At 65.0% G+C, this 12,219-nt stretch carries 10 protein-coding genes; 9 read left to right on the top strand and 1 reads right to left on the bottom strand.

Annotated features, from left to right (window positions below; genetic code table 11):
* Positions 1-87: 87 nt before the first annotated feature.
* The gene (locus tag EN824_RS23830; protein ID WP_135932748.1) at positions 88-2,574 is read left to right on the top strand and encodes a DNA translocase FtsK; all 2,487 of its coding nucleotides are present in this window, start codon (positions 88-90) and stop codon (positions 2,572-2,574) included.
* 12 nt (positions 2,575-2,586) lie between these two features.
* Here EN824_RS23830 and fsa read toward each other — a convergent pair whose 3' ends face one another.
* Positions 2,587-3,243, bottom strand: a complete 657-nt coding sequence (gene fsa / locus EN824_RS23825) for a fructose-6-phosphate aldolase (RefSeq protein WP_135932747.1) — start codon at positions 3,241-3,243, stop codon at positions 2,587-2,589.
* Between the two features lie 91 nt (positions 3,244-3,334).
* Between fsa and EN824_RS23820 the strand changes: the two genes are divergently transcribed.
* The 8 genes from EN824_RS23820 to EN824_RS23785 all read left to right on the top strand — a co-directional run bounded on the left by EN824_RS23820 (position 3,335) and on the right by EN824_RS23785 (position 12,188).
* The gene (locus EN824_RS23820) at positions 3,335-5,518 is read left to right on the top strand and encodes a primosomal protein N' (protein ID WP_135932746.1); all 2,184 of its coding nucleotides are present in this window, start codon (positions 3,335-3,337) and stop codon (positions 5,516-5,518) included.
* Positions 5,519-5,568: 50 nt separating this feature from the next.
* Entirely contained in the window at positions 5,569-6,264 is a 696-nt protein-coding gene (locus tag EN824_RS23815; protein WP_135916631.1) for an aspartate/glutamate racemase family protein, read from the top strand.
* Positions 6,265-6,358: 94 nt separating this feature from the next.
* Positions 6,359-6,754 (top strand): DUF4345 family protein, encoded by a 396-nt coding sequence (locus tag EN824_RS23810; RefSeq protein WP_127275645.1) that lies wholly within the window; start codon positions 6,359-6,361, stop codon positions 6,752-6,754.
* A 246-nt stretch (positions 6,755-7,000) separates the two neighbouring features.
* Positions 7,001-7,561 (top strand): F0F1 ATP synthase subunit delta, encoded by a 561-nt coding sequence (locus tag EN824_RS23805; protein WP_135932745.1) that lies wholly within the window; start codon positions 7,001-7,003, stop codon positions 7,559-7,561.
* On the top strand, positions 7,561-9,090 hold the full coding sequence (atpA, locus tag EN824_RS23800) for a F0F1 ATP synthase subunit alpha (RefSeq protein WP_127275643.1): 1,530 nt from the start codon (positions 7,561-7,563) through the stop codon (positions 9,088-9,090). Before EN824_RS23805 ends, atpA begins: the two co-directional genes overlap by 1 nt.
* Before the next feature lie 46 nt (positions 9,091-9,136).
* Positions 9,137-10,024, top strand: a complete 888-nt coding sequence (locus EN824_RS23795; protein WP_127275642.1) for a F0F1 ATP synthase subunit gamma — start codon at positions 9,137-9,139, stop codon at positions 10,022-10,024.
* Positions 10,025-10,094: 70 nt separating this feature from the next.
* Positions 10,095-11,669, top strand: a complete 1,575-nt coding sequence (gene atpD, locus EN824_RS23790) for a F0F1 ATP synthase subunit beta (RefSeq protein WP_167531538.1) — start codon at positions 10,095-10,097, stop codon at positions 11,667-11,669.
* 111 nt (positions 11,670-11,780) lie between these two features.
* Positions 11,781-12,188: a F0F1 ATP synthase subunit epsilon gene (locus EN824_RS23785; RefSeq protein ID WP_135883279.1), complete on the top strand. Its 408-nt coding sequence runs from the start codon at positions 11,781-11,783 to the stop codon at positions 12,186-12,188.
* Positions 12,189-12,219 lie beyond the last annotated feature (31 nt).

Raw genomic sequence — 12,219 nt, 5'->3', positions numbered from 1 at the left:
TCGATCGCTCCAGCGACGCTGACAGGAAGCAACTGTTAACCACTCGCTCCCTATTGCTCAGCAGACATTTCACAGTGAGTCTTGAGCATGGAAGCCAGGCGTTTTTCTCGGGTCAATTCGTTGCACGCAGTTTCGCCCGATGACCCCCAAGGAGAGCGTTCCGGCGGCCCGCGCGGCAAGGCGGATGTTCGCCAGCCCGGCGCTTCTCACGCAGGTCATTCCGAGCGGGTCGCCGATTTCGGCGGCGACACCGAAAGCCCTGCCTGGCAAGAGTATTTTTTCCTTGCGCCCAATGTGCGTTTTACACGCACGCCGGACTATGAGCCCAAGCATCGCCAGCAGGACGAGGTTGCCGGGGAGGGTCGCCCGCAGGCGCTCCCGACGCAGCAGGCCGGGCCTGGCGCCGTCATGCATCGCGGGGCGTCACCGGCCGGGTCCGCTCAGCCAGCGCGCGGCGGCGAGACGTCGAAAGGCGTTGTGCCGGCGGCTCCGAAGGTGCCCGCAACGGCACCAGCGGCCACGCGTCCGGCACCCGTCGCCGGGAATGGGGCGCCGGCCAAAGCAGCCACCGCTGAAAAAGCCCGGCGGCCCTATCTTTCGGATCACGCCTTCTTCGAGGGCCTGGCGCCCCTTCTGGTCGATGTGACGTCGCCGGTCCGGCAGGTCAGCCCGGCTCCGCGCGCACCGGTCGCGGCTCCACCGCTTGCCGCGGCGCGAGCCGACGTCTCCGCGTCCGCCGCGGCCGATGTCACCGCCTTGTTCCGTGTCATCGAATGCCTTCCCGGCCAGGCACCGTCCGCCCCGCCCGACGTCTTTCCGGCCAACTCCAACAAGGCCGTGGCCGAGCCGTCCGTTCCGGCTGGCAGGGCTGCCCGGCAGGCTCGGATGGCGGCCGCAGTCGCACCTGCCGCAAGCAGCGCCGCCCCGGCGCCGATTGTGCAACGCGTGGGCGAAGCCGTTCCCGCAGCGCGCGCACCGTCGCTGCCCATGGCTGGCAAGGTTGCCCAGCCGGAGACGGGCGAAGGCTACGAGCTTCCCTCGGAGGAGCTGTTGCAGCAGCCACCCGAGGGCCAAGGCTTCTACATGTCGCAGGAGCGGCTGGAGCAGAATGCCGATCTCCTGGAAAGCGTGCTGGAGGATTTCGGCGTGCGCGGCGAGATCATCCACGTACGCCCCGGTCCGGTCGTCACCCTCTACGAATTCGAGCCGGCACCTGGCGTCAAATCCTCGCGCGTCATTGGTCTCGCCGACGACATCGCCCGCTCCATGTCGGCGGTCTCGGCGCGCGTCGCCGTGGTGCCCGGCCGCAATGTCATCGGCATCGAGTTGCCGAACGAGACCCGTGAAACCGTCTATTTCCGCGAACTGATCGAATCGCAGGGCTTCCGCAAGACCAGCTGCAAGCTGGCGCTTTGCCTTGGCAAGACGATCGGCGGCGAACCCGTCATTGCCGAGCTGGCGAAGATGCCGCATCTCCTCGTCGCCGGCACCACCGGCTCCGGCAAGTCGGTCGCCATCAACACCATGATCCTGTCGCTGCTCTACCGGCTGAAGCCGGAAGAATGCCGGCTGATCATGGTCGACCCGAAGATGCTCGAACTGTCCGTCTATGACGGCATCCCGCACCTTCTGACCCCCGTCGTCACGGACCCCAAGAAGGCCGTTACCGCGCTCAAATGGGCGGTGCGCGAGATGGAGGACCGCTATCGCAAGATGGCGCGGCTCGGCGTGCGCAACATCGACGGCTACAACGAGCGCGCCGCCCAAGCCCGCGACAAGGATGAGACGGTCATTATGACCGTGCAGACCGGCTTCGAGAAGGGCACCGGCGAACCGCTGTTCGAACAGCAGGAAATCGACCTCGCGCCGATGCCCTACATCGTCGTCATCGTCGACGAGATGGCCGACCTGATGATGGTCGCCGGCAAGGAGATCGAAGGCGCCATCCAGCGCCTGGCGCAGATGGCACGGGCCGCCGGCATCCACCTGATCATGGCGACGCAGCGGCCTTCGGTCGACGTCATCACCGGCACGATCAAGGCCAATTTCCCGACCCGCATCTCCTTCCAGGTCACCTCCAAGATCGACAGCCGCACCATCCTGGGCGAGCAGGGCGCCGAACAGCTGCTCGGCCAGGGCGACATGCTGCACATGATGGGCGGCGGGCGCATCGCCCGTGTGCACGGCCCCTTCGTGTCCGACGCCGAGGTCGAGCATGTCGTGGCGCATCTGAAGGCGCAGGGCCGCCCCGAATATCTGGAGACGGTGACGGCCGACGAGGATGAAGAAGAAGAGGAAGGCGACCAGGGAGCGGTCTTCGACAAGGGAGCCGTTGCCGCCGAGGATGGCGATTCCAGCTATGACGAGGCGGTCAAGGTGGTGTTGCGCGACAAGAAATGTTCGACGTCCTACATCCAGCGCCGCCTCGGCATCGGCTACAACCGCGCCGCGTCACTGGTCGAACGGATGGAGAAGGAAGGTCTGGTCGGCGCACCGAACCATGTCGGCAAGCGCGAGATCATGGCGGGCAAGCGCCAGCCGGCGGCCGCGCCCGCCGATGACGACGCGGATTGAGCGGCAGGCCGCTCAGCCGATCTTCTGGCCGGTCTTTGCCCAGTCGGCGAGGAAAGCGGCAAGGCCCTTGTCGGTCAGCGGATGGTTGACCAGCGCCTTCAGCGTCGCTGGCGGCGCGGTGATGACGTCGGCGCCGATGAGAGCCGCCTGCTTGACGTGGTTCACCGTTCGCACGGAAGCGGTCAGGATTTCGGTCTGGAAGTCGAAATTGTCGTAGATCTGTCGGATCTCCTGGATCAGCTCCATGCCGTCCGAGCCGGTGTCGTCGATGCGGCCGACGAAGGGCGAGATGAAGGAAGCGCCGGCCTTGGCGGCGAGCAGCGCCTGGTTGGCCGAGAAGCACAGCGTGACATTGACCATGCGGTTCATCTCGGTGCGGATGGTCTTGCAGGCCTTCAGGCCGTCCAGCGTCAACGGCACCTTGATGCAGACATTAGGCGCGATCTTGGCCAGCACTTCGGCCTCCGCCAACATCTGCTTGTATTCGATCGCCACGACTTCCGCCGAGACAGGTCCTTCGACGATGTCGCAGATCTGCTTGGTGACCTCGGCGATCTTGCCGCCCGATTTCAGGATCAGCGAGGGGTTGGTGGTGACGCCATCGAGCAGTCCCAGATCGTTCAGTTCCTTGATCTCTTTGATATCGGCGGTGTCGGCAAAAAATTTCATGGCGGGTCTCCTGACGATTTCGTCGTGCTTGGGAAGGCGCGTTCAGCGTTGCTCTTTGATCTAGACCAAAGTCAGGGCAAGGTCACGCCTCATGATCGAAGATTCGCCCTTTGTCGCGGCCGCACCGGTGCTGGTGCCGATGCCGGCCGAACGTCCCTACACCTATGCCGTGCCGGCCGGCATGCGCGTGGTGCCGGGTTCGATCGTGCGCGTGCCGCTTGGGCCGCGCCAGGTCGCCGGGATCGTCTGGGACAGCACGGTCGAGCAGGTCGATGCCAGGAAATTGCGCCCGATCGAGCAGGTTTTCGACTGTCCGCCGATCGACCGCGCCATGCGCCGATTCGTCGACTGGGTGGCGCAATACACGCTGTCGGCGCCGGGCATGGTGGCGCGCATGCTGCTCAGGGCGCCGGAGGCCTTTGATCCCGAACCCTGGATCGAGGGGCTGCAGCGCACCCTGCTTGTGCCCGACCGGATGACGGATGCGCGGGCACGCGTGCTGGAGACGGCCGAGGGCGGGTTGGCCTGGACGCGCTCCGGCCTCGCGCACGCCGCTGGCGTGTCGTCGACGGTGATCGAGGGGCTCAAGGCGCAAGGCGTGTTCGAGACGGTGATGATCCCGCCGCGCCCGGTGGTGGCCGCGCCTGACCCAAGCTATGCCGTTCCCGAACTGATGCCGGACCAGAACGAGGCCGCGTCAATGCTGCGCGCCAATGTCGCGGCCGGCGAGTTCAATGTCGCGTTGCTCGACGGCGTCACCGGTTCGGGCAAGACGGAGGTCTATTTCGAGGCGGTGGCGGCCGCGCTCGAGCAGGGCGGCCAAGTGCTCATCCTGCTGCCGGAAATCGCGCTGACGCATGCCTTCCTCGAACGCTTCCAGCAGCGTTTTGGCGCCAAGCCGGCCGAGTGGCATTCCGACCTGCCGCCGCGAATGCGCGAAAAAGTCTGGCGGCAAGTGGCGGAAGGCGGCGTGCGCGTCGTCGCCGGCGCGCGCTCGGCGCTGTTCCTGCCATTCAAGGAGCTTGGCCTTATCGTCGTCGACGAGGAACACGACCCCGCCTACAAGCAGGAAGACCGCGTCTTCTACAATGCGCGCGACATGGCCGTCGTGCGCGGCCATATAGGCGGCTTCCCCGTGGTCCTGGCGTCGGCGACGCCGTCGGTCGAGAGCCGGGTCAATGCCAGCCAGGGCCGCTATGCCAGGGCTGTGCTTTCCGCCCGCTTCGCCGAGGCGGCCCTTCCCGACCTCAAGTCGATCGACATGCGGCGCGCGCCGCCGGCGCGTGGCGGCTTCCTGTCGCCGGTGCTGATCGACCATATGCGCAGGACGCTGGAGAAGAAGGAGCAGTCGCTCTTGTTCCTCAACCGGCGCGGCTACGCGCCGCTGACGCTGTGCCGGGTCTGCGGCCATCGCTTCGGCTGCCCGGTGTGCTCGGCCTGGCTGGTCGAACACCGCTTTCGCGGCCAGTTGATCTGCCACCATTGCGGCCATAATGAGCGCCGTCCCGAAGCCTGCCCGGAATGCGGCACGCTCGACCACCTGGTTGCTTGCGGTCCGGGAGTCGAGCGCATTGCCGAGGAGGTCGTCACGCATTTCCCGGACGCGCGCACCATCGTGCTGTCGTCGGACATCATGGGGGGTGTACGACGGTTGCGGCTGGAGCTGGAGGCAATCGCCAATGGCGAGGCCGATATCGTCATCGGCACGCAACTGGTCGCCAAGGGCCACAATTTCCCTGATATGACGCTGGTCGGCGTCGTCGATGCCGATCTCGGCCTTGCCAATGGCGATCCGCGCGCCGCCGAGCGCACCTTCCAGTTGCTCAGCCAGGTGACCGGCCGTGCCGGCCGCACCGGCAAGAAGAGCCTGGGCCTGCTGCAGACGTTCCAGCCCGACCATCCGGTGATGCGGGCGATCGTCTCCGGCGACGCCGAATCTTTCTACCAGCGTGAGATTTCTGAGCGCGAACGCGCTGCCTTGCCGCCCTTCGGCCGGCTGGCCGGCGTCATCGTCAGCGCCGTGACGCGGGCGGAGGCGGAAGGCCATGCCCGCGGCCTGCGCCGCGCCGCGCCCGAGGCGTCGGACCTGTTCGTGCTCGGGCCGGCCGAGGCGCCGCTGTCCCTGCTCGGCGGCCGCCATCGCTTCCGCCTGCTGATCCAGGGCGAGCGCCGCGCCGACATGCAAGGTTTTATCAGAGCTATGCTGGCCAATGGACCGAAACAGCGCGGCTCGGTCCGGGTGCAGGTCGACATCGACCCGCAGAGCTTTCTGTAGGGACGCAATTTCAGCTACAGCTGTCTCGGCGAGAGAAACGGAAAGATCACATGAAAACCCTTGGCCTGCTCGGCGGCATGAGCTGGGAATCGACCGCCATCTATTATCGCCTGCTCAACGAGATCGTGCGCGAGCGGCTGGGTGGGCTGCATTCGGCGAAGCTTCTCATGTGGTCGTTCGATTTCGCCGAGATCGCCGAGCGGCAGCATCATGGTGATTGGGACGGCGCCGGCGCGCTGCTGGTCGATGCCGCGCGCAAGCTCGAGGCCGGCGGCGCGCAAGGCCTGCTCTTGTGCACCAACACCATGCACAAGCTGGCCGACCAGGTGCAGGCGGCCGTGTCGATCCCGCTGATTCACATCGCGGATGCCACGGCATTGGCGATCAAGCGCGCGGGCATGCAGCGGCCGGCGCTGCTGGCAACGCGGTTCACCATGGAGCAGGACTTCTACAAGGGCCGGCTCGCCGACAAATACGGCCTCTCACCGGTCGTACCCGATGCGGCCGGCCGCGACATGGTGCATGGCGTCATCTATGACGAGCTTTGCCAGGGCATTGTCTCCGAAGCCTCGAAGGCCGCCTATGTCGCCGAGGCAAACCGCTTGCGCCGCGAAGAGGCCGCCGACAGCCTGATCATGGGCTGCACTGAGATCACCATGCTCATTGGCCAGGGCGATTTCGACATTCCGGTTTTCGACACGACCCGCATCCATGCCGAGGCGGCGGTGGAATTCGCGCTCGGTTGATGCGGGTCTCCTAAAGTGCCTTGAGCCATCTGGCGCGGCATTTTTCCTCCGCTAGAATGCCCGCGATTTCAAAATAGGCATTTCGAGGGACACGATGGATTTTGCGCTTCCATGGCCGACGAGCCAGGGCGAATGGCTGGCCTGGTCGAGCGCGGTCTTCACCGTGCTGCTCGGCCTTCTGTTTTTCCTGGCGCCGGGTCTGGCGTTCCGCATCCTGCGCCTGCAGGCGAAACCCGAGAAGGCGGCGGCGATTGCCGAAGGGCGCGGTCGCATGTCGGGCTTCTATCTCGGGGTCGGCCTGTGCTGCATCCTGCTAGCGCAGCCGCTGGTCTACATGGCGCTCGGCTTCTCCTGGCTGTTCACTGCCTTCGGCCGGCTGCTGTCGATGATGTCGGATGGCGCCAATACACCTTTCAATTGGGTTTCCATTGTGGTCGAATTGGCGCTCGCGGCCTTGCCGCTCGCCTTTGCCTTCGGCTTTGTGCCCTGAATCCAAGGGTATTCCGGCGCGCAGGACGCGGATCTTTCGCCGGATGCGACAATAGTGCCTGAAAACCATGCGGAACGACGCATTGCGGTCTTAAAATGCCTGTGCTAGACGGCAATCGACTTTCGGCCGGGGATAGCGGAAGCCGCGCCTCCGTGCTTGGAAAAATGCAGTAAGGTCAAAGATTTAGCCAGAGTTTTTGCTCGCGCCAACAATCTGCGGCCTGTCAGACAAGAGAAAAGACGGTCCGTGGCCCAATCGTCATCGCCAATCTCAGGTGTCGCAGAACGCTATGCCGGTTCGCTGTTCGAACTGGCATCGCAGGCAAATTCCGTGGCCAAGGTCGAGGCCGACCTCAACGGTTTCGAGGCACTGCTCGCGGGCAGCGCGGACCTCACGCGGCTGATCAACAGCCCGGTGTTCTCCAGCGAGGACCAGGCCAAGGCCATCGCGGCGATAGCCGACAAGGCAGGCATCACCGGCCTGACCGGCAATTTCCTGCGCGTCGTCGCCAAGAATCGCCGCCTGTTCGCGGTGCCCGGCATGATCAAGGCGTTCCGCCAGATCGCGGCCGAAGCCCGCGGCGAGGCCGCCGCCGAAGTCACCTCGGCTCATGAGCTGACTGCGGCCCAGCGGACCGAACTCAAGGCCGCGCTGAAGAGCGTTGCCGGCAAGGACGTGGCCATTTCCGTCACCGTCGACCCGTCGCTGCTCGGCGGGCTGGTGGTCAAGATGGGCTCGCGCCAGATCGATACGTCGCTCAAAACCAAACTCAATTCGCTCAAGCTTGCACTGAAAGAGGTCGGCTGATGGACATCCGCGCCGCGGAAATTTCCGCAATTCTGAAAGACCAGATCAAGAATTTCGGCAAGGAGGCCGAGGTTTCCGAAGTCGGACAGGTGCTGTCCGTCGGTGACGGTATCGCCCGCGTCTACGGCCTCGACAATGTCCAGGCCGGCGAAATGGTCGAATTCCCCGGCGGCATCCGCGGCATGGCGCTCAACCTCGAAGCCGACAATGTCGGCGTCGTCATCTTCGGCGCCGACCGCGACATCAAGGAAGGCGACACCGTCAAGCGCACCGGCGCCATCGTCGACGCGCCTGTCGGCCCCGGCCTGCTCGGCCGCGTCGTCGACGCGCTCGGCAATCCGATCGACGGCAAGGGCCCGATCAAGGCGGTCGAGCGCAAGCGCGTCGACGTCAAGGCGCCCGGCATCATCCCGCGCAAGTCGGTGAACGAGCCGATGTCGACCGGCCTCAAGGCCATCGATGCGCTGATCCCTGTCGGCCGCGGCCAGCGCGAGCTGGTCATCGGCGATCGCCAGACCGGCAAGACCGCCATCATCCTCGACACGATGCTTAACCAGAAGTCGGTGCACGACAACGGCCCCGAGAAGGAAAAGCTCTACTGCGTCTACGTCGCCGTCGGCCAGAAGCGCTCGACCGTCGCGCAGTTCGTCAAGGTGCTGGAAGAGCGCGGCGCGCTCGAATATTCGATCATCGTCGCCGCCACCGCTTCCGACCCGGCGCCGATGCAGTTCCTGGCGCCGTTCACGGCCTGCACCATGGGCGAATATTTCCGCGACAACGGCATGCATGCGCTGATCAGCTATGACGATCTGTCGAAGCAGGCCGTCGCCTATCGCCAGATGTCGCTGTTGCTGCGCCGCCCGCCGGGCCGCGAAGCCTATCCTGGCGACGTTTTCTACCTGCACTCGCGCCTGCTCGAGCGCGCCGCCAAGCTCAACGACGATCTGGGTGGCGGCTCGCTGACCGCGCTGCCGGTCATCGAGACGCAGGCCAACGACGTTTCGGCCTACATCCCGACCAACGTGATCTCGATCACCGACGGTCAGATCTTCCTCGAAACCAACCTGTTCTTCCAGGGCATCCGTCCGGCCGTCAACGTCGGCCTGTCGGTGTCGCGCGTCGGTTCGTCGGCGCAGATCAAGGCGATGAAGCAGGTTGCCGGCTCGATCAAGGGCGAGCTCGCGCAGTACCGCGAAATGGCTGCTTTCGCGCAGTTCGGCTCGGATCTCGATGCCGCCACGCAGCGCCTGCTCAACCGCGGCTCGCGCCTGACCGAGCTCTTGAAGCAGCCGCAGTTCTCGCCGCTGAAGACGGAAGAGCAGGTCGCGGTGATCTTCGCCGGCGTCAACGGCTATCTCGACAAGCTGCCGGTCAACCAGGTCGGCAAGTTCGAGCACGGCCTGCTCAGCCACATGCGTTCGGCCGGCAAGGACGTGCTTGACGCCATCCGCAAGGAAAAAGCGCTGTCGGATGATCTGCGCGCCAAGCTGAAGGCCGAGATCGACGCCTTCGCCAAGACCTTCGCCTGAGCGAAGTGCCAGTCCGGATGAGACAAGACGGGATCAGGTTTGAAGCATGCCTTCATTAAAAGACCTTCGTAACCGTATCGCCTCGGTCAAGGCGACGCAGAAGATCACCAAGGCGATGCAGATGGTCGCCGCGGCGAAGCTGCGCCGTGCGCAAGAGGCGGCGGAAGCGGCGCGTCCCTATTCGGAGCGCATGGGTTCCGTGCTGGCCAACATCACCCAGGCTGTCGGTGGCGGTGGCGATGCCCCGGCGCTGATGACCGGAACCGGCAAGGACGACGTGCATCTGCTCGTCGTCTGCACCGCCGAGCGTGGCCTGTGCGGCGGCTTCAATTCGCAGATCGCCCGTCATGCCCGCGACCATATCCGCAGGCTCCTGGCCGACGGCAAGCAGGTCAAGATCATCTGCGTCGGCAAGAAGGGTTTCGACATCCTGCGCCGCGACTATGCCGCGATGATCATCGAACGCGTCGATCTGCGCGAGGTCAAGACGCTCGGCTTCGTCAATGCCGATGCGATCGCCCGCAAGGTCATCCATCTGTTCAACGAGGGCGCCTTCGACGTCTGCACGCTGTTCTACTCGCAGTTCAAGTCGGTGATCAGCCAGGTTCCGACCGCGCAGCAGATCATTCCGGCAGCGTCCGCCTCTTCGGCTCAGCCCGAAACGGCGGATGGCGCCAGCGCCGTCTACGAGTATGAGCCGGAGCCGGGCGAAATCCTGTCCGACCTCATCCCGCGCAACATCGCGGTGCAGATATTCCGTGCGCTGCTCGAAAACGCGGCGGGCGAAATGGGCGCCAAGATGAGCGCCATGGACAATGCGACGCGCAACGCCGGCGAGATGATCAACAAGCTGTCGATCACCTACAACCGCCAGCGGCAGGCGCAGATCACCAAGGAACTGATCGAAATCATTTCGGGCGCCGAGGCGCTCTAGGCCTGGTCAGCGGGTCATTGGCCCGCGAACCGGACCGCGTGAGAAACAAAGGACGAAAAGGGTAAAGACGATGGCGAAAGCAGCGACCCCGAAGACGGCAGCCCCCAAGGCAGCAGCTCCCGCGAAGGCGGCCAAGGCTCCGGCAGCAAAGGCGGCTCCGGCCAAGGCGGCAGCAGCGCCGGCCAAGGCCGCCGCTGCCAAGACCCAGGCCGTGGCCACCAAGGCGACCGGCGTTGTCGGCAAGGTCCGCCAGGTCATCGGCGCCGTCGTCGACGTGCAGTTCGGCGAGCATCTGCCGCCGATCCTGAACGCGCTCGAGACCAACAATGTCGGTAATCGCCTGGTGCTCGAAGTTGCGCAGCATCTGGGTGAAAACACCGTGCGCTGCATCGCCATGGACTCCACCGAAGGCCTGGTGCGTGGCCAGGAAGTGCGTGACACCGGCGGCCCGATCGCCGTGCCGGTCGGCCCGGGCATGCTCGGCCGTATCATCAACGTCATCGGCGAGCCGGTCGACGAGGCAGGCCCGGTCGACGCGGTCGAATTGCGCTCGATCCACCAGCCGGCTCCGGCCTATATCGAACAGTCGACGGAAGCGCAGATCCTGATCACCGGCATCAAGGTGCTCGACCTGCTCGCGCCCTACGCCAAGGGCGGCAAGATCGGCCTGTTCGGCGGCGCCGGCGTCGGCAAGACCGTGCTGATCCAGGAACTGATCAACAACATCGCCAAGGCGCATGGTGGTTACTCGGTGTTCGCCGGCGTCGGCGAGCGCACCCGCGAAGGCAACGACCTTTACCACGAGTTCATTGAATCCGGCGTCAACAAGAAGGGTGGCGGCGAAGGTTCGAAGGCGGCGCTGGTGTACGGCCAGATGAACGAGCCGCCGGGCGCGCGCGCCCGCGTCGGCCTGACCGGCCTGACGGTTGCCGAATATTTCCGCGACCAGGGCCAGGACGTGCTGTTCTTCGTCGACAACATCTTCCGCTTTACGCAAGCGGGTTCGGAAGTGTCGGCTCTGCTCGGCCGTATCCCGTCGGCCGTGGGCTATCAGCCGACGCTCGCCACGGACATGGGCGCGCTGCAGGAACGCATCACCACCACCACCAAGGGCTCGATCACCTCGGTGCAGGCGATCTACGTGCCGGCCGACGACTTGACCGACCCGGCGCCGGCGACCTCGTTCGCCCACCTTGACGCGACGACGACGCTGAACCGTTCGATCGCCGAAAAGGGTATCTATCCGGCTGTCGATCCGCTGGACTCGACCTCGCGCATGCTCGACCCGCTGGTCGTCGGCGACGAGCACTATGCCGTTGCCCGCCAGGTGCAGTCGATCCTCCAGCGCTACAAGTCGCTGCAGGACATCATCGCCATCCTGGGCATGGACGAGCTCTCGGAAGAGGACAAGCAGACCGTGGCCCGCGCCCGCAAGATCGAGCGCTTCCTGTCGCAGCCGTTCTTTGTCGCCGAAGTGTTCACCGGCGCGCCGGGCAAACTGGTCGACCTCGCCGATACCATCAAGGGGTTCAAGGGCCTCTGCAACGGCGACTATGACCACCTGCCGGAAGCCGCCTTCTACATGGTCGGCGGCATCGACGAAGCGGTCGAGAAGGCACAGCGCCTCGCGGCTGAAGCGGCTTAATCAAGGGAATAGGGAGTAGTCAGTAGTCAGTAGTGAATAGCAGCTGGGTGATCGGGGCGGTTGTCCTCTCTCCCTACTTCCTACTCACTATTCCCTACTCACTAAATTGACATGGCTGAAGCTTTCAAGTTCGAACTGGTCTCGCCGGAGCGCCTGCTGGTTTCCGCCGAGGTCGAATCCGTGGTCATTCCGGGCGCCGAGGGCGAGATGACCGTCATGGCCCATCACGCGCCGGTCATGACCACGATCAAGCCGGGCGTCGTCACGGTGAAGAATGCCTCGGGCAGCGAAGAACGCTATGTCGTGTTCGGCGGCTTCGCCGACATCGTCCCGGCCGGCTGCACGCTGCTGGCGGAATCGGCTGTGGCGGTGAAGGATGTCGACCGCGCCGACCTCGCCCGCCGCATCCAGGAAGCCAAGGAAGACGCCGCGGACGCCAAGGACGACCAGTCGCGCAGCAAGGCGGAGCAGTTCCTCAGCCAGCTCACCACGCTGGAAGGCGCAATCCTGCCTGCCTAAAATTCGGTTCAGATAACTTGATGAAAAGCGG

Origin of the sequence: Mesorhizobium sp. M8A.F.Ca.ET.181.01.1.1 (assembly GCF_004792025.1) — a bacterium.
In the GTDB taxonomy this organism is placed as follows: domain Bacteria; phylum Pseudomonadota; class Alphaproteobacteria; order Rhizobiales; family Rhizobiaceae; genus Mesorhizobium.
Note: the sequence above shows the minus strand (reverse complement) of the source record. Positions and strands in the feature narration are given on the sequence as shown.